This window comes from Rhizobium sp. LEGMi-198b (assembly GCF_054114205.1).
The window spans coordinates 45,312-60,777 of record NZ_JBSYVH010000011.1; the positions used below are offsets into that span (position 1 = coordinate 45,312).

Here is a 15,466-nt window from a genome sequence, read left to right on the forward strand (position 1 = left end):
CCGGTCCAGTCGCCGCCGCAACGTCATTCATTAACTTTGAAAGACCCGATTCCGTCAAGGGGTGGTTTGCGACGGATTTTTAACCACAATATCTTGTGGGCTTGCCTGTGGAAATTGGGGAAACGCCAGGAGTCCCAAAGATTCAAGCGCTTGGCGGAAATTGTTCGTTCTCCGCGCGACCGCTTATGAGCCGAATACCACTGACGGCGGAATTAAAAGCGACAATATTGTGACCGTGGCCTTGAAACCATTGGCAGAGGGGCAAAAGCATGCAGCAACCCCTTATGATTCGCGCCGAAGCCCTTGAATCCCACGTAATCCTGGTATCTCGATAACCACTAAATATAGTGGGCGCTAACGCGCCCACATCTATTGCTGATGCCTATGTCCGATTTTGGCACACCGCACAGAATCACAACTGATTCGGGTGAGTCTCCTAACGGTCAGCCGCGATGACCCTTGGCGATCGGCTCCTGATAGGTGAAACCCATATCCCAGGGGAAATAGATCCAGGTGTCCTGGCTAACTTCGGTGATGAAGGTGTCGATGGTCGGCACGCCCTTCGGCTTGGCATAGACACAGGCGAAATGCGCATTTGGCAGCATGGTGCGCACTTCCACAGCCGTTTTGCCGGTGTCGGTCAGGTCGTCGATCACCAGCACGCCTTCGCCGCCATTGGTGGTGAGTTCCGGCGCGATACCCTTGAGCAGGTTCATTTCGCCCTGGCTGGAATAATCATGGTAGGAGGCGATACAGACGGTCTCGATCAGGCGGATATTCAGTTCGCGCGAGATGATGGCAGCGGGAACGAGGCCGCCGCGGGTGATGCAGACGATCGCCTTGAACTCGCGATTGAGTCCGGCAAGTCGCCAGGCAAGGGCGCGGGCATCGCGATGGAACTGATCCCAGGATACGGGAAAGGCTTTATCGGGCAGGGACATGGCTCTAAGGCTCCGGGAGGCAGAGGATAACAACGCACCGGCGCTGCCGGCGACCCTGAGCAGACCCCGCGACGGGCGCGGACCAAGGACCAAATCCTGAAACGCGATTCGCTGGCTCTCCGATCGAAGATGATCCCACCCAAACCATTTTGGACTTTAGGGATCACGCTCCGTGGACCACGCGAATGGGTTCCCTGGCGGGAATTCTCTCATCGGTCGCTGCTTTCTGCTGGATTTGCGCTCAAAAGGCAAGAGCGCCGCTGCACCGCATATCCGGCAGGCTTATGGGCATCAGCGCGCAAGCAGCGTCATCGCCGTCATCGATTGCAGCAGCGTCCGCGTCGTGCCGCCGAAGATCAACTGCCAGAGCCAGGAATGTGTATAGGCACCCATGACGAGCAGATCGATGCTATCGTCGGCGAGGCGATTTTCGATGACCTGCGATGGCGTCTTGCCGCCGCAAGTCGCCGTTTCCAATCTGGCGCGAATGCCATGGCGGACAAGCGTGGCCGTAATCTCCACGCCGGTCTCTTTCGGCGAATGCGTCGAGCTGTCAGAGGTGTCGACGGAAAAAACCTCGACGGAATCGGCAGTCCGCAGGAACGGCAGGGCGTCGAAGGTCGCGCGGGCGGCTTCCTTCGATCCGTTCCAGGCAATCAGTACGCGATGGATCGGCTTCGGCTCGGTAAAGATGTAGGGAATGAGCAGCACGGGACGGCCGCTTTCGAACAGGAAGCTTTCGACATCGACATGCGAGTCCGAAGATTTGGCCGGATCGGGCTGCACGGCGATCAGCAGATCGGCGCTACGCGCACTTTCCATCAGCGGCTCCGAACCATAGCCGACGGTGCTTGCAAAGTTGCGCCATTCATAGGCAAGTCCTTCGCGCTCCATTTTCGCGCGGAACAGCCGCTCGATCTCCACGGCTTGGCTGTGCGCCATGTCCTGCAGAGCCTGCACGGCGACCGGATCGGGGATCTCCATCGGCGCCACCAGCGGCACGGCCGAGACGATTTCCGCATGCAGACCCACGATATGCGCGCCATGCTCCTGAGCGAACGCGGCGGCGAAATCGACCGCCACGCGCGTATTGTCGGGGGTATCGAGTATGACCAGGATGGTTTTATAGGGCATGACGTGATCTCCCATGAGGAAAGGTCCTTATCGCTGCATTATATCAGTGTTCCGTCCGATAATAATGCGCTGATATGACCGCGGTTCCCCAACGGGTTAAAAGCATTTGCTGAACGTCATGCCTCAGTAGACTGATTTTCCTTTGCTTTTGCCTGTCTGATCATTTCGATCATGGCGCGCACTTCGGCCGCGACAGTTTCAACCAATTCGGCCGAGCGGCCCCGCACGACGATCTCGGTCGAGAAGGATTGGCCGACATAGCGCGGGTAGGATCCGATGCTGGTATCAGGATGAGCTTTCTGGATGGCGCCGAGCGGCGTGCCGATCTCGCCTTCGCCGTAAGGGCAGGAAATCGCCGTCGAAAGCATGCGGGTGCCGGTGCGCAACGTCGGGACGACGTTGTCGAGCATCGCCTGAAAGACCTGCGGCACGCCGGCCATTACGTAGACATTGCCGATGTTGAAGCCTGGCGCGGTCGAAACCGGATTGGCAATATGTTTGGAGCCGACCGGCATGCGCGCCATCCGTTGGCGGGCCTCGGTGAATTCCATCTCGCGCCGCGCATACATCTCCGCCATCAGCCGCATCGCTTCGGCCTCATGTTCGCAGGCCACGCCGAAAGCCTTTGCAATGGCATCGGCGGTGATGTCGTCATGCGTCGGGCCGATGCCGCCGGAGGTGAAGACGTAATCATATTGGCCGCGCAGGGCGTTCAACGCGGAGACGATGGCGTCTTCGTCGTCGGCGACAATACGGACTTCCTTCAGATCGATGCCGGACAGCAGCATGACATCGGCGAGATGGCCGATATTCTTGTCTTTCGTCCGGCCCGAGAGCAGTTCGTCGCCGATAGCCAGCATGGCGGCGGTGACAATGGTTTCATTGGTCATGGAAATATCCGTGGAATTGCGCAGTAACGCGTTCGAAAAAACGTTTGAAATAGGTAGCGCCGTTTGCTGCGAATGCAAACTGACGTTTTCGTTTGCTTGGCGACGGTCGAAAAAGCAACTGCAAGTGAAATTTCGTCTTCATCGGGTGAACAGTGCGTTCTAGTTGCTGGGGCTGCGCCTTCGTTTTAGCGCTGATAGAAATCAGCCCGAAAATCAACGCGTCCAACAACTAGGAGACGTTCATGGCTAAGGTTCTGGTTCTCTATTATTCCTCCTATGGTCATATCGAGAAGATGGCCTATGCCGTCGCCGAAGGCGCAAAGTCCGCCGGCGCCGACGTAACCGTTAAGCGCGTACCGGAACTGGTGCCGGAAGAGGTGGCCAGGGCTTCCTACTTCAAGCTCAATCAGGAAGCTTCCATCGCATCGCCGGAAGAACTGGCCAAGTACGACGCCATCATCGTCGGCTCCGGCACCCGCTTCGGCACGGTGACATCGCAAATGCGTAATTTCTGGGATCAGACCGGCAGCCTGTGGTTCGGCGGCAAGCTCGTCGGAAAGGTCGGCTCGGTGTTCACCTCCTCCGCGACCCAGCACGGCGGCCAGGAATCCACCATCCTCGGCTTCATCCCGACCCTGCTACACCACGGCATGGCCGTCGTCGGCCTTCCCTATGCTTTCCAGGGCCAGATGGGCACGGAAGAAGTCAAGGGCGGTTCGCCTTACGGCGCTTCTACGATCACCAACGGCGACGGCTCCCGCCAGCCTTCGGAAATCGAACTGGAAGCCGCAAAATACCAGGGCGCCCACGTCGCCAAGATCGCGGCCAAGCTCGTCGCCTAATTTGATCTTCGACATTGCATGGAATCGAGGCGCGGCGAGAGCTGCGCCTTTTTTCGTCGGGACCTATTTGGAATTTGTCCTTGGTGCGGACGACGGGGGTCGAACCCGTATAGCCTAAGGCCGAGGGATTTTAAGTCAGTTGGGGGAGCATACCATACGTATCTGAAGATTACCAAAAAGCGTTGTATTGTAACGGCTTTAGCTATACAAAAGTAAACCAAGGGTAACGTGAATGTACAACGAGGTATGCGTTCCGTGCCCCCTGACGTGCCCCCTGCAACGGTGGAAAAGACAAAATGCCGCTTCTTAGCCAAGACTATGTTACCCGCTATAAACTGGCGTCCGAGAAGACCAGCGCGGAGGTCCGCGATACCAAGCTCACGGGTTTCTGGATGCGTGTCCGCCGCCGTTCCAATGGAACGCTAAGCAAGGCCTTCATGATCGATCATTTGGTCGCGTTGCCGGATGGTCGCAAGGTTCGCCGCAAGGTCGCGATAGGTGATGCGGCCCTATTTCATGCCGACGCGGCCCGACTGGAGGCGCAGCGATTGCTTCAGGCGGTGAAGCGGGGTGACGATCCCCGTGGCGAGAAAGCAGCCCGCAAGGCCCGCATGACGTTCGACACGCTGGTGGAGGAGTATCGCGAAAAGCGCCTCTCAAAGCGCAAGCCCGCCACGCGCAAGGATTACGAAGGGCGCATCCGTCGTGTTCTCTTGCCTTACTTCAAGGGCCGTTTTGCCGACGATATAACGACGGCGATGGTTATCGACTGCCATCATAAACACAGGCGGACGCCGACCGAAGCGAATAGGGCGCTGGCCGTTCTCTCGGCTATGATGAAGTTCGCAATCAGCCAGAGCGTCAGGCGGGATAATCCCTGCCTTAAGGTCGAACGCTATAAGGAGAAGGCAAGGGATGCATGGCTGAACGAGCAGGAAATGCCGAAATTCCTTGCGGCGTTGGATGAGATCGAGACGCCTGTCGGGGAGCTTTTGCGTTTTCTGGCCGTAAGCGGCTGGCGCATTTCGGAGGCGAGGCTGCTGGATTGGGCGGACGTTGACCTTCCCCGGCTTCTCATACGCCTTCCAGACAGCAAGGTTGGCGCAATTGATCGTCCGTTGTCGGCCGACGCTGCCGTGATCGTTGACCGGCAGCCGCATCGGAGCGGCTTTGTCTTCTCGGCAAGCAACGGCCGTCGCCCACTCGACTACAAGCTGGCGGGCAAGACCCTCTCGACCATCTGCGAGAAGGCGGAGGTGGCGCGGATCACCCCCCACGTCCTGAGGCATACCTTCGCCACATGGGCGGCAAATGCGGGTGCCACCGCGCATGAACTGCGTGAGGCTGGCGGTTGGCGGACGCTCGCCATGGCGAACCGCTACGTGAGCCGTTCCGAAACTCTTGGCCGGGCAGGGGCGGAGAAGGCGGCAAAAGCCATCAACATCTTTTCCAAGCCAGCGGGCGAGGTTCTGAAGCTCAAGACGTGATCCGAGATGCCGCGCATGGACGAGTTCGTTAACGAAGCCGACATCGATGTAGGCAACCTCGATCCGATCCTTGCTGCCGTCCGAGGCGGCAACCGCAAACAGGAGTTTCCAATCCCTGACAAGCTCACGCCATCTCGCCAGCAGATTTTGGCGTTGCCGGTCGATCAGCGGCAGGCGTCAAAAAAGCCCCGGCTGCTGTTGCGGAAGGATATAGATGCAGCGACGCGCGGCTACTGGTTACGCATGGAGATCAAAAATCCATCGGCCCTTACCAAGCAAAGCATGCGGATTAACGAAACGGTCCGAACCCTTCACGAATTGATGGGCTTGAGCGGTGCCGGTGCGAGGGAAGCCGATCTTGTGCTTCAGCACGAACACCCCGCGCTCATGGCGTATCTTTCCACGAAGGAAGCCAAGGCTGCCATGCTTACCGTCTCCCGTGAAAACGTTGAGAAGAGCGCCACGGATTGGATTATTGACCAGCTCAGGACGATATTCGAAAAACATTTCAGAGCGGGGCCTACAACCTCATTAGTAGTCGATAAGGCAGGCAGGCGAAACTATTACAGCCCCTTCATCGCTTTCGTTCTAGCAGTGGCAAAGGAAGCCGGGATCAAGATCGCATCAGCGACCATCCATCGGTTCTTGACGACTAAGCCTGAACATATGCCCCGCTGAAAAACGCGCCGGTGGATAAGAAATGGGCCGGAAATTGCCGTAGATAGTTTGACACCTTCCCTTGGAGCTTGAGGTGCCCCCCTATGGCAAGCAACATTATTGAAACCGAAGTCTCCCATCTTTTCGAGCGCCGCAAGCGCCATCATCAAGGCAACGGCCTCCGGGGAGCTGCGCTGTTCCGCGCACTGGCTGCCGATACTGAATTGCCCGGACACGTCGATGACGCAACGGCGGCTGCCATTCTAGGGGTGCTGCCAGCAACATTGAAGGCTCGCCGACGCAAACACATGCCACCAGCGTACACACGGCCGCTCGGCTTCAAAGGCCCTCAGTACGACCTAGCAGAAATATGCGACATGCTTGCCGAGAATACGGCTGACGCCCGCAACTCCGCCGATGCCGCATGAGAAACCCGCCACGCTTGCGCGACGACGGGCTCCAAATGCATTCGGCTATATCCAATTGACCGGCAGCATAATCCAGCACCGCACCGTGCGCAACGTGGCATCCGATATGGAGAGTGCACGATGTCCCGCAACCATATTGCAATTGAAATGTCGGGCACGAAGCCTTCAGGCGTGACTGGGAGACCACCAAGAACCGTGGCCGATGTATTTGTCGCCACGGCCGCCACGGCACGGCTCATAGGCCAGCTTGCCGATATCGGGGGGAGGGTTGCATGAGTGCTGATATGGACCATGCCACGATTGAGGCCTCTCCGTGCCTCTCACCGAACGGAAGGAGGGAAACTGATGCCATCGCGCTTGCCAGTTCGGAGCGGCTTCCCGCGTGGGTGGAGGCCGCGGCGCTGTCGCATCGGTATCGCATTTTCAGAAAGGCACACGGATGACCAACGTCCCTCTCCCTTGGATGCAGATATACGTCGCCGACGAGTTTGCTGACACGTCCCATCTTAGCCCGGAGGAATATGGCGCTCACATGCGCCTCAGATTGCATCAATGGCGGCATGGTGAGCTTCCTAATGACGACGACCGCCTTGCCCGAATTGTCGGTATTGACCGCGATCAGTGGCCACCTATCCGTGATGCCTTGGCACCCTTGTTCGATTGGCAGTGGCTCCACGCAAAGACGGCTGAGCTCCGTCGTCAATCGGAAGAGTTGCGTCAAACCAAGGTGGAGAATGGCAAAAAAGGTGGCCGTCCACGCACGTCAAAAGAAAAGCTAACGGAAACCGAAACGAAACCTGTGGGTAACGCTAACCAAAACCCAAACGAAAGCTCATCACCATCACCATCACCATTACCGCCAGCGTCACGATCAGCGCCACCGGCACAAGGTTTGGCTCTAGATAAAAGGGAAGATGAGGATAGGGGGAGCATGTTTCGGGCTTTTGCTGTCCCATCTTCAACAGTAAAAGCCCGCCAGTTCCTCGATAGCAAGAACGTGCCTCCGTCCCGCATGGACGAGTGTATTCGCCTAATGATGGGCGGCAATCTCAGCCCGTACGAGCTTGAAGGCATCCTCTCAGAAGGAAAGAGCGTGGCATGAAGCAGATTGATCTGTTCGAGTGGGCGGCGTCTCGGCCCTCAGCCGATATTATTGACATCATGCCTGCGCTTATCCGCAAGATTGCATCTGAGCCGGTGTGGCCGCCAACGCGGAAGGCTGGCGAACTTGTCCCGCTTAAGAGAGGAGCAGCATGACCATAGGCAAATCGGTGAGCAGCAGCCCGCGTTGACCGTTGGCGAGCCTGCCTCAATCGCGTATTCTGACCCCCATGCCAGCGCTTGGAAATCAACGTCACGAAGGATTTTGCCGCGCCATCTGCCGGGGTGAAAGCGCGTCCGGAGCCTATGCCAGCATCTATCACGTTTCCGGTCGCACGGCTGAGGTGAACGGCTCCAAGCTACTGAGAAATACTGTGGTGGCCGCCCGCATCGCCGAACTGCAGGGAATGGCGGCCAAACGGACCGCAAAATCGGTCGAAAGCTTGGTCGTTAACCTTGATGAGGCCATTGATTTTGCGAAGAGATGCCGAAGTCCAGCCGCTGTGGTTTCCGCCATCGGATTGCAGGCAAAATTACTTGGATTGTTGGCACCAACGCAGCTTGAAATCATCCGACATGCCCCCGCACCCTTGCCGACCAAACTGCTCGAATTAAGCGAAGACGAATGGCGAGCGCAATTCGGCTCTGGAACCGGCCCAAAGCCAGCACTTGCCGGTACTAAGCGCTCGATGGCAGAGAAGCGAAAAATGAACGCTGGTGCTCACGGGGGCAAACCGGTTGCCGTCGTACCGTCTGCCATTGAATGGGATGCCGAGACAGCGCCGATACGGGCAGCGGGGATAATCGATCTTGACTGAGGACCTGATGGCAAGACGAAAGGCAAAACCTCCGCAGGTCAACCGCGAAGGCGTTGTTGCTGATCTTCGAAGGCAGGCCGATCTGGCGGAAGAGAGCGGCGACAGGATTTCCGCCGTCCGCGCGCAGAAATACGCATGGCACATTGAGCGCTGTCGGCCTTATGTGCCGCCCCTGACGGGTATTCCTAAAATGCTGCTATCTCCGTTTGCAGAACGTTATCGGAGCAGTGTCATGCTCCGAGATGACGTTAACGAAGAGATCTGGCATGCGAAACAGTGGAATGAAACTGCTATGGCTTGCGGTCGCGGCGATTTTGGCGGGTTGCACACCTGAAGAGAAAAGCCCCATAGTCCAGAAGCTGGAAACAAGCGAGCTCCATGAATTAGGATCATCCTGTGCTGGAGCCTTTTTGGCCTTTGATGGCAAAAATCTCGTCATGATGGACAAGGGCACAAGCAAAGTTCTTCAAAAAAACATAACAGTCGCAGACATCGGAGATGATCGAGTTACGATGACCGCACGTTCCGGCGCGGCTTCGATCATTTCGCGGTTTCATCTTAATCCCGACAAAACGGTTATGAATTTCGAAAGCCTTTATTTCGACCCGCATCCAACACCGGAACAACTCGCATCTGTAGGTCTCAAGCCAGATTATGAGGCAAACTTGGATCGCGAGATGCGGAGTATGCCGCCATTGGTTTTGTGCCCAAAGACGACGAGTTAGTCCGCCTATTTCAAACGGAGCGGTGCATGGACCGTTAATGCCGCGTTTCACTCACTTCTCGATTTCTCTGGCATCGATTTGATCATTTGTGTATCAATTGCTCAAGCAATTGACACACATAAAGGAGCAAAGAGCTTGAGCAGCAACGGAAACACCAAGGCTGTTGCCTATCTCAGAACGTCCAGCGCAGCCAATATCGGGGAGGGCAAAGACAGCGAGCGGCGGCAACGGGGTGCCATCGACGCATTTGCCAAGGCGGCAGGCTATGAAATCGTCGACGCGTACTATGACGCTGCAGTTAGTGGTGCCGATCCGGTGACAGCTCGCCCCGGCTTTTCTGCCATGCTTGAGCGACTGCTTTCGAATGGCGTGCGCACCATCCTCGTCGAGACAGCCAGCCGCTTCGCCCGCGACCTCATCGTGATGGAGACCGGCCATGCGATGCTCAAGGCGCGCGGCATCGATCTAATCGCGGTCGATAGCCCCGACAGCTTCCTTGACGACACCCCGACTGCAACGTTGATCCGGCAAGTGCTTGGTGCCGTCTCCGAATTCGAGAAAGCCATGCTAGTCGAAAAGCTGAAAGGTGCCCGTGAGCGCAAGCGCCGCGAAACGGGCCGGAAGGTCGGCGGCAGATTGAATTATGCCGAGATTGAAGGCGGCGCTGAGATGGTCGCACTGGCCAAGAAGCTGCACCGCTACCCGGTCAACGGCAAGCGCCGCTCGCTGGGTGATGTTGCCGAGGAACTGGCCAAGGCTGGTTACGTCTCAAGCGCTGGAACGCCCTTCACCAGAACCGCCATCAGCCGGATGCTGGAACGTTAGGCAGAGACAGCAAAGGGCAATGGATAGGGCAGGCACTATGGCGGTGGCTAGTGTTGCCCTTGTCCTGCCAAGCCTCACGCCTCGACGGGCCGCCACTCCGGGGGGCCATCTTCGGCAGGCGGGGGGTGGGGACGGCAAAAGGTACCCCCCAACACACAGACTGGACACTCAAAAGTCGACTATTAGAGATGACTAATTAATTCTCGAGCAACGGTCTGGGTCTTCGGCCTTTGACGCTCGATTAACCCCCACGCGCTATCGTTGCATCCATTTCCAACTGCAACGAGATTTTCATGAAGCCCTTAATTCTCGCGACCGCTTCGGCGCTTGTCCTTGCGACTGCAGGCCCGGCATTTGCCGAAAATCTAACAACGTCCCAATTGCGCACGATGTGCGAAAGCCATTCCCCCCAGTGCGGTCAATGGGTCGACAAAATGTTTTATGCTCTTGTCGAATTAGGCAAAGCTTCCGCCAAGCCAATCATTTGTCCGTCGCCCGATGGGAAGCCACAGACCAAGGATTTAATTGATCTGTTTCTCAAAGAAGATGCATCGGTCGGCGCAAGTGCTGATCAACTTCCCGCCGTCGCCGTTGTCAGTTCTGCCTTCCAAAAAATCATGCCTTGTCCGTGAGGGTGGAAAATGAAGAAAACCCCGATTTTTGCCGCACTGGCATGCGCGGCCGTCGCCATCCCGGCCGCACCAGCCTTTGCCGGGTTTGCTGACGGAAACCAATTGTATGGTTGGCGCTCGGCAATTAACCCGCTGAACGTGGAAGACTGCCACGCCTATATCTCGGGTGTCGTCGATCCGATGAGCCTATTCGAAGCGAGCGGCAAGTCATGCATTCGACTGGGCGTGACCGTACAGCAAGTGACCGATATTGTGGTGAGGAGCTTACGCGAACGCCCAGAAAACCGGGATCAATCGGCGGCCGTCCTTGTAAACAACGCAATCCTCAACGCCTTTTGTCCGGGGGCAAGCAAATGAAGAAAGCCCTATCTATCGCCGTCGTCGCGACCGCATTCGCCTTATTGACAATCGCACCCGCTGCAAGTGATGAACCGGATTTAGTCACCATCGATAAGAGGCCAATGGATCGACAAAACCTACTTTGGGAGCTTGATTTGACAATCCGCACTGATGGGTTGGTCATCAATTCGGTGGACGTAAATCGCGGCTACTGTCCCTCCCAAGAGAAAATCCCGATGCCTGTTTCTGTCTCATTCGGGCAGACCGGGGCATTTGCTCACTATATGTGTGACCCGATCGAGGTGCAGGTTAACACCAACAAGGGGGCGCAAACATTCACATGGGATGCCTATACCCAAGGCGGCATGAGTGTCGCGAAAAACCAAGACGGATCGTGGTTCGTGACCATAACGAACCGCCTCAACTCTTTGAAAATTAAGGATGTCGTATTTAATCGCGGGAACTGCCCCGGAGCTTCCCCTATCGGAACATTTGAAAAACGCGACCCCAACGGATCACTTTCGTTCGGTCAAAGGGCCATCTACATGATGGGATGCAATCCAATACAGGTCGATGTGACGACCAATCTGGGAACCGAAACCTTTACATTTGACGAGTGATCAAGGGAGCGAAAACACCCAACCGTTCTAACCATCTTCGGCCGTATCCGCTCCGGCAGGGCTGGGCCACGCCCCGGTGCCCATCTTCGGCAGGCCACCCCATGGGGCAAAAAGGGTCCCCCGGCATCCGCAAAATCTGCCCTATTTATCGGTGCAGTTATTGGCCGCGAACATCAGAACCTTCCTGCTGCTGGCCAACCATGTCTGAGCAATCATCGGCTCGTAGGGCTTTTTCAGCGCGACCCCAAAGCTCAACCTGTCGGCTTTCGTTAGGAAGGCTTTTAGTTGCTTGGTCGGGATTGCTGTCACGATTTCCGTTATCTGCTTGGTTTGCTGCAGAACTAACGGCCGGTAATCCTTCCAATCGCCCTTATCGGTCACAACCGAAGTGCCGATAATTGCATCCCGCACCACATCGGCTGGGCCATTCACTTCCATGCTCAGAAACAGGTGCCCGCTCACTTTTTCTGTGCAGAAGACGTTTAGCTGCATCTCGCGCTCGGCATCAGACACGGTTCTGACGAATGCCTCATACCCATCATCTCGAAAGTTGATGCGCCACGCTGACTGCGCTGGCGGGATTTTTCCGCTCAGTAACTTAAACACCCTTGGTTCGCTTTTCTCAAACCCGCTTAGGTCTTCGCCGGGGTATTTGGTCAAGCCCCATCCCTCAGCGTCTTCGCGACTGAACCAAAGGATATTTTCGGGGCTTACGTATGTGACGAACGCCGCAATGCTCCCATAGGATACACCATGCTCTACAGCGTGCTGGCTTAGTTTTTCATTGCAGTCCTTGTCCGGTACCCCTCCGCGTGAGCAGGAATGTTGACCAAGCAAGCCGCCTTCCTCGACGGTTCGAGCTGCCCCCGCGATGAATACAATGGACGCGCATGCTGAGGCGCATTTGGCCCCATCTGGAACGACCGTATGCACCCGCTTGCCATCAAGGAGAGCCGATATCTTTAAAGCCTCATCAACGAGACCGCCGGGGCTATTCAGCAATAGAACGGGCAAGCCGTAAGGCAGCGGTGCGACCTCTGCCAATTTTTCTGCCAGCTTCTGCTCTGTCCCTTTATCGATGTCGCCGGTTAGGCTGACAACCTTATGCCCGCGCCACTCGACGACCTCAACATCGGCAGCAGCAGCGGGGGCCCTACCGAGAAATCCCCAAGCGCAGACCAGCGCCAGCACCATGGAAATCGTCTGTTTCCTCATTTGTCGCCTGCTGGGCAGTAGGCATCCGCGATTGCCACCCCGGCAATACTAGCAGCCGTATCACCCCTTTTTTCCGGGTGGTCATGTAAGCTCTTGATCACAACATCAACCAGTTGCTGTACGGAAATACCCTCTCGAATGCATGGTTTCGCGCCATTAGCAGCCCTCACGGCGCTCATGGCATCGGCCACTCCCACAATGTAGCCTATGCAGTACACTCGATCAGACGACTTCGTGGCCGGGTCATCCTCTCCCAAGCAATAACGGTACAGTTGGTTTCCGTTGTTGAACGTGAACGGTCCCGCAAAGGCCGGGGCAGCCCAAGTGGCTATGGCAGCCGTGACCACAGCTGTTAGTAGATATTTTTTCATCACAGTCCCCAGTGATGCGTGAAGCGTTGCCTGCATTCAAATGCCAAGTCAATGAAACCTACGGTAGCGTGGGGATATCTCCCACAGAGTTTTTTTACCGGGTTCCGCGCATGGGCTGGCGTAAAATTGGCTGCCAAAAATTCGGAGCCGCCGCGTTCCGTGCCCCCTGCTGTGCCCCCAGCTGAATTATCGGGATTTTCAGCCGAGGAAGGGGTAGCTCAGTTTTCTCAATATTTTCAATATGGTGCGGACGACGGGGGTCGAACCCGTATACCCGAAGGTGAGGGATTTTAAGTCCCTTGCGTCTACCAATTTCGCCACGTCCGCGTTTTCGCGATTTCAATATCTTGCAAGGTCTGATTTGGGAAGCTTCGGAACACAGATTTTTGAATTCTGAGCGCGAACGCATCCCATCAGCCGAATACCTTGATGAGGACTGGCGTCAGCATCCGCCCTATATCTGAGAGTGTGGCTCACAAGCGAAGCCCGCCGGCACCGGGGAAACCGGATTGGAGCGGGCCTCTGACCATCATCATGATGGCTGGCTTGCATTGGAGGCGGGCCTTTGCTTCCTGTCAATTCGAAGATTTTGCGTTGCGACCGGATGTAACACGGTGGCGCGAAATGCAGCAGTTGCGCGTTGGATGGTCGTAGCCGTCGATTTGTGGTGTCGCAATGTCGCCTGGGCAGGTCGGAAAGCGCAACAAAGAGGCTTTCTTTACTCATCTTTCCTGTGTCATAGCGAAGGTGGATTGAACAGGAACGGACCAAGACCGTGGACAAGCAGGATGTTCTCGACGCCACCGAGGCCATGCGTGGCCTTTTTTCCGCAACGCCGCTGCAACTGAACGAGCATCTTTCCGCTCGCTACGGTGCGGAGATCTGGCTAAAGCGCGAGGATCTGACGCCGGTGCGCTCCTACAAGATCCGCGGCGCCTTCAATTTCTTCCGCAAGGTGATTGCCGAAGGTGGTACCGGCAAGACATTCGTCTGCGCGTCGGCCGGCAATCATGCGCAGGGTTTTGCCTTCGTCTGCCGCCATTTCGGAGTGCCGGGCGTGGTCTACATGCCGGTGACGACGCCGCAGCAGAAGATCGACAAGACCCGCATGTTCGGCGGCGAATTCATCACCATAAAGCTGTTCGGCGATTTCTTCGACCAGTGCTACCAGGCAGCGCGCGACCATGTGCAGCAAATTGACGGCGTCATGGTGCCGCCGTTCGATCATGCCGATATCATCGAGGGGCAGGCGACGGTCGGGGCCGAAATCGCCGAGCAATTGCCGGATGGCGTCGTGCCCGACCGCATCGTGCTGCCCGTCGGCGGCGGTGGATTGGCGGCTGGTATCACCGGCTTTTTTGCCGATCGCCTCGCCAAGGACGCATTCGTCTTTGCCGAGCCGGCGGGAGCGCCGAGCCTCAGGCGCAGCATGGAGGCGGGGCAGGTGGTGACGCTGGCGAAGGTCGACAATTTCGTCGACGGCGCAGCGGTCGGTCGCATCGGCGACCTGAATTTTGCGGCCCTGAGAAGTTTTGCGCCGGAGCAGGTCATGCTGATTGCGGAAAATGCCATCTGCGTGACGATCACCGATATGCTGAATGTCGAAGGCGTCGTGCTGGAGCCGGCTGGCGCGCTGGCGATCACCGCGCTTGAGCAAATGGACCGTGAGAGCATCCGCGGCAAGACGATCGTTGCGGTCGTCTCCGGCGGCAATTTCGATTTCGAGCGCCTGCCCGATGTCAAGGAGCGCGCCATGCGCCATGCCGGGCTGAAGAAATACTTCATCCTGCGGCTGGCTCAGCGTCCCGGCGCGCTACGCGATTTCCTCAATTTGCTCGGTCCGGACGACGATATCGCCCGCTTCGAATATCTGAAGAAGAGCGCCCGCAATTTCGGTTCCATCCTGATCGGTATCGAAACCAAGCATCCCGACAATTTCAAGCAACTGGTCGAGAATTTCGAGCGTGCCGGCATGGGCTATCAGGACATCACCGAGAACGACATTCTGGCGAACCTGATTATTTAACTTTGCCACCCCACGTCCTTCATGCTAAAGGCGATTCATGGCTTCGATCTTGTCGAATATTTTCTCGATCTTCACCGGCGGCGCTTCGACGACGAGCGCCGAAAAGACCGGCGGTCCCTCCGTCACCGCGGAACCGCAGGAGCATAACGGCTGCACGATCTATGCGACGCCGCAGCGCGAAGGCAATCAGTTCCGCCTGATGGGCCGGATCGAGAAGGAAGTGAACGGCGAGGTGCTGGTGCGCAATTTCATCCGCGCCGATGTTTTCACCTCGTCGGACGATGCGCTTGAATCGACCTTCCGCAAGGCGCAGCAGATCATCGACCAAAACGGCCCCTCTCTGTTCGGCGACGGCGAAAAGGTTCGTCAGGTCTGAGTTCAGGAACTGGCTCGAACGACATAGGCTGGATGGCCT

The 15,466-nt window shown here is 56.9% G+C and carries 19 protein-coding genes and 1 tRNA gene; 14 read left to right on the top strand and 6 right to left on the bottom strand.

What is annotated here, in order from left to right:
• Nucleotides 1–443: 443 nt before the first annotated feature.
• From gpt to ACXHXG_RS29830, 3 genes are all read right to left on the bottom strand, one after another.
• Nucleotides 444–941: a xanthine phosphoribosyltransferase gene (gene gpt, locus ACXHXG_RS29820; RefSeq protein ID WP_104822883.1), complete on the bottom strand. Its 498-nt coding sequence runs from the start codon at nucleotides 939–941 to the stop codon at nucleotides 444–446.
• A gap of 291 nt (nucleotides 942–1,232) precedes the next feature.
• Complete coding sequence (locus tag ACXHXG_RS29825) at nucleotides 1,233–2,075, bottom strand: universal stress protein (protein WP_104822884.1); 843 nt, start codon at nucleotides 2,073–2,075, stop codon at nucleotides 1,233–1,235.
• Between the two features lie 116 nt (nucleotides 2,076–2,191).
• On the bottom strand, nucleotides 2,192–2,965 hold the full coding sequence (locus ACXHXG_RS29830; protein ID WP_457901618.1) for a competence/damage-inducible protein A: 774 nt from the start codon (nucleotides 2,963–2,965) through the stop codon (nucleotides 2,192–2,194).
• Nucleotides 2,966–3,207: 242 nt separating this feature from the next.
• Between ACXHXG_RS29830 and wrbA the strand changes: the two genes are divergently transcribed.
• The 12 genes from wrbA to ACXHXG_RS29890 all read left to right on the top strand — a co-directional run bounded on the left by wrbA (nucleotide 3,208) and on the right by ACXHXG_RS29890 (nucleotide 11,439).
• The gene (gene wrbA, locus ACXHXG_RS29835; RefSeq protein ID WP_457901619.1) at nucleotides 3,208–3,807 is read left to right on the top strand and encodes an NAD(P)H:quinone oxidoreductase type IV; all 600 of its coding nucleotides are present in this window, start codon (nucleotides 3,208–3,210) and stop codon (nucleotides 3,805–3,807) included.
• A 296-nt stretch (nucleotides 3,808–4,103) separates the two neighbouring features.
• Complete coding sequence (locus ACXHXG_RS29840; RefSeq protein ID WP_457901620.1) at nucleotides 4,104–5,294, top strand: tyrosine-type recombinase/integrase; 1,191 nt, start codon at nucleotides 4,104–4,106, stop codon at nucleotides 5,292–5,294.
• Between the two features lie 15 nt (nucleotides 5,295–5,309).
• The gene (locus ACXHXG_RS29845; protein ID WP_457901621.1) at nucleotides 5,310–5,972 is read left to right on the top strand and encodes a hypothetical protein; all 663 of its coding nucleotides are present in this window, start codon (nucleotides 5,310–5,312) and stop codon (nucleotides 5,970–5,972) included.
• A gap of 83 nt (nucleotides 5,973–6,055) precedes the next feature.
• Nucleotides 6,056–6,379 (top strand): hypothetical protein, encoded by a 324-nt coding sequence (locus ACXHXG_RS29850; protein ID WP_457901622.1) that lies wholly within the window; start codon nucleotides 6,056–6,058, stop codon nucleotides 6,377–6,379.
• A 439-nt stretch (nucleotides 6,380–6,818) separates the two neighbouring features.
• The gene (locus ACXHXG_RS29855; RefSeq protein WP_457901623.1) at nucleotides 6,819–7,481 is read left to right on the top strand and encodes a DUF1376 domain-containing protein; all 663 of its coding nucleotides are present in this window, start codon (nucleotides 6,819–6,821) and stop codon (nucleotides 7,479–7,481) included.
• 229 nt (nucleotides 7,482–7,710) lie between these two features.
• Nucleotides 7,711–8,298, top strand: a complete 588-nt coding sequence (locus ACXHXG_RS29860; RefSeq protein ID WP_457901624.1) for a terminase small subunit — start codon at nucleotides 7,711–7,713, stop codon at nucleotides 8,296–8,298.
• Entirely contained in the window at nucleotides 8,291–8,632 is a 342-nt protein-coding gene (locus tag ACXHXG_RS29865) for a hypothetical protein (RefSeq protein WP_457901625.1), read from the top strand. The genes ACXHXG_RS29860 and ACXHXG_RS29865 overlap by 8 nt, the downstream gene beginning before the upstream one ends.
• The gene (locus tag ACXHXG_RS29870; protein ID WP_457901626.1) at nucleotides 8,580–9,023 is read left to right on the top strand and encodes a hypothetical protein; all 444 of its coding nucleotides are present in this window, start codon (nucleotides 8,580–8,582) and stop codon (nucleotides 9,021–9,023) included. Before ACXHXG_RS29865 ends, ACXHXG_RS29870 begins: the two co-directional genes overlap by 53 nt.
• Before the next feature lie 135 nt (nucleotides 9,024–9,158).
• Nucleotides 9,159–9,848: a recombinase family protein gene (locus tag ACXHXG_RS29875; RefSeq protein ID WP_457901627.1), complete on the top strand. Its 690-nt coding sequence runs from the start codon at nucleotides 9,159–9,161 to the stop codon at nucleotides 9,846–9,848.
• Nucleotides 9,849–10,141: 293 nt separating this feature from the next.
• Nucleotides 10,142–10,480, top strand: coding sequence for a hypothetical protein (locus ACXHXG_RS29880; protein WP_457901628.1), 339 nt, complete (start codon nucleotides 10,142–10,144; stop codon nucleotides 10,478–10,480).
• A gap of 9 nt (nucleotides 10,481–10,489) precedes the next feature.
• Nucleotides 10,490–10,837: a Rap1a/Tai family immunity protein gene (locus tag ACXHXG_RS29885; RefSeq protein ID WP_457901629.1), complete on the top strand. Its 348-nt coding sequence runs from the start codon at nucleotides 10,490–10,492 to the stop codon at nucleotides 10,835–10,837.
• Entirely contained in the window at nucleotides 10,834–11,439 is a 606-nt protein-coding gene (locus tag ACXHXG_RS29890; RefSeq protein WP_457901630.1) for a hypothetical protein, read from the top strand. The genes ACXHXG_RS29885 and ACXHXG_RS29890 overlap by 4 nt, the downstream gene beginning before the upstream one ends.
• A 141-nt stretch (nucleotides 11,440–11,580) precedes the next feature.
• Here ACXHXG_RS29890 and ACXHXG_RS29895 read toward each other — a convergent pair whose 3' ends face one another.
• The 3 genes from ACXHXG_RS29895 to ACXHXG_RS29905 all read right to left on the bottom strand — a co-directional run bounded on the left by ACXHXG_RS29895 (nucleotide 11,581) and on the right by ACXHXG_RS29905 (nucleotide 13,352).
• On the bottom strand, nucleotides 11,581–12,654 hold the full coding sequence (locus tag ACXHXG_RS29895) for a hypothetical protein (RefSeq protein WP_457901631.1): 1,074 nt from the start codon (nucleotides 12,652–12,654) through the stop codon (nucleotides 11,581–11,583).
• Nucleotides 12,651–13,025, bottom strand: a complete 375-nt coding sequence (locus ACXHXG_RS29900; RefSeq protein WP_457901632.1) for a Rap1a/Tai family immunity protein — start codon at nucleotides 13,023–13,025, stop codon at nucleotides 12,651–12,653. The genes ACXHXG_RS29895 and ACXHXG_RS29900 overlap by 4 nt, the downstream gene beginning before the upstream one ends.
• Nucleotides 13,026–13,267: 242 nt before the next feature.
• Nucleotides 13,268–13,352, bottom strand: a tRNA-Leu gene (locus ACXHXG_RS29905).
• A 448-nt stretch (nucleotides 13,353–13,800) separates the two neighbouring features.
• On the opposite strand from ACXHXG_RS29905, the gene ilvA reads away from it, so the two are divergent.
• Nucleotides 13,801–15,051 (top strand): threonine ammonia-lyase, encoded by a 1,251-nt coding sequence (ilvA, locus tag ACXHXG_RS29910; protein WP_457901633.1) that lies wholly within the window; start codon nucleotides 13,801–13,803, stop codon nucleotides 15,049–15,051.
• A 37-nt stretch (nucleotides 15,052–15,088) separates the two neighbouring features.
• Nucleotides 15,089–15,427 carry an HlyU family transcriptional regulator gene (locus ACXHXG_RS29915; RefSeq protein ID WP_104822891.1) on the top strand — a complete coding sequence of 113 codons (339 nt, stop codon included), beginning with the start codon at nucleotides 15,089–15,091 and terminating at the stop codon, nucleotides 15,425–15,427.
• The last annotated feature ends 39 nt before the right edge of the window (nucleotides 15,428–15,466 follow it).

Excerpts from the sequence above, each read along its gene's own strand:
- gpt (WP_104822883.1), bottom strand. The coding sequence starts at position 941 with ATGTCCCTGCCCGATAAAGCCTTTCCCGTATCCTGGGATCAGTTCCAT.
- ACXHXG_RS29825 (WP_104822884.1), bottom strand. The coding sequence starts at position 2,075 with ATGCCCTATAAAACCATCCTGGTCATACTCGATACCCCCGACAATACG.
- ACXHXG_RS29830 (WP_457901618.1), bottom strand. The coding sequence starts at position 2,965 with ATGACCAATGAAACCATTGTCACCGCCGCCATGCTGGCTATCGGCGAC.
- wrbA (WP_457901619.1), top strand. The coding sequence starts at position 3,208 with ATGGCTAAGGTTCTGGTTCTCTATTATTCCTCCTATGGTCATATCGAG.
- ACXHXG_RS29840 (WP_457901620.1), top strand. The coding sequence starts at position 4,104 with ATGCCGCTTCTTAGCCAAGACTATGTTACCCGCTATAAACTGGCGTCC.
- ACXHXG_RS29845 (WP_457901621.1), top strand. The coding sequence starts at position 5,310 with ATGGACGAGTTCGTTAACGAAGCCGACATCGATGTAGGCAACCTCGAT.
- ACXHXG_RS29850 (WP_457901622.1), top strand. The coding sequence starts at position 6,056 with ATGGCAAGCAACATTATTGAAACCGAAGTCTCCCATCTTTTCGAGCGC.
- ACXHXG_RS29855 (WP_457901623.1), top strand. The coding sequence starts at position 6,819 with ATGACCAACGTCCCTCTCCCTTGGATGCAGATATACGTCGCCGACGAG.
- ACXHXG_RS29860 (WP_457901624.1), top strand. The coding sequence starts at position 7,711 with ATGCCAGCGCTTGGAAATCAACGTCACGAAGGATTTTGCCGCGCCATC.
- ACXHXG_RS29870 (WP_457901626.1), top strand. The coding sequence starts at position 8,580 with ATGAAACTGCTATGGCTTGCGGTCGCGGCGATTTTGGCGGGTTGCACA.
- ACXHXG_RS29880 (WP_457901628.1), top strand. The coding sequence starts at position 10,142 with ATGAAGCCCTTAATTCTCGCGACCGCTTCGGCGCTTGTCCTTGCGACT.
- ACXHXG_RS29885 (WP_457901629.1), top strand. The coding sequence starts at position 10,490 with ATGAAGAAAACCCCGATTTTTGCCGCACTGGCATGCGCGGCCGTCGCC.
- ACXHXG_RS29890 (WP_457901630.1), top strand. The coding sequence starts at position 10,834 with ATGAAGAAAGCCCTATCTATCGCCGTCGTCGCGACCGCATTCGCCTTA.
- ACXHXG_RS29895 (WP_457901631.1), bottom strand. The coding sequence starts at position 12,654 with ATGAGGAAACAGACGATTTCCATGGTGCTGGCGCTGGTCTGCGCTTGG.
- ACXHXG_RS29900 (WP_457901632.1), bottom strand. The coding sequence starts at position 13,025 with ATGAAAAAATATCTACTAACAGCTGTGGTCACGGCTGCCATAGCCACT.
- ACXHXG_RS29915 (WP_104822891.1), top strand. The coding sequence starts at position 15,089 with ATGGCTTCGATCTTGTCGAATATTTTCTCGATCTTCACCGGCGGCGCT.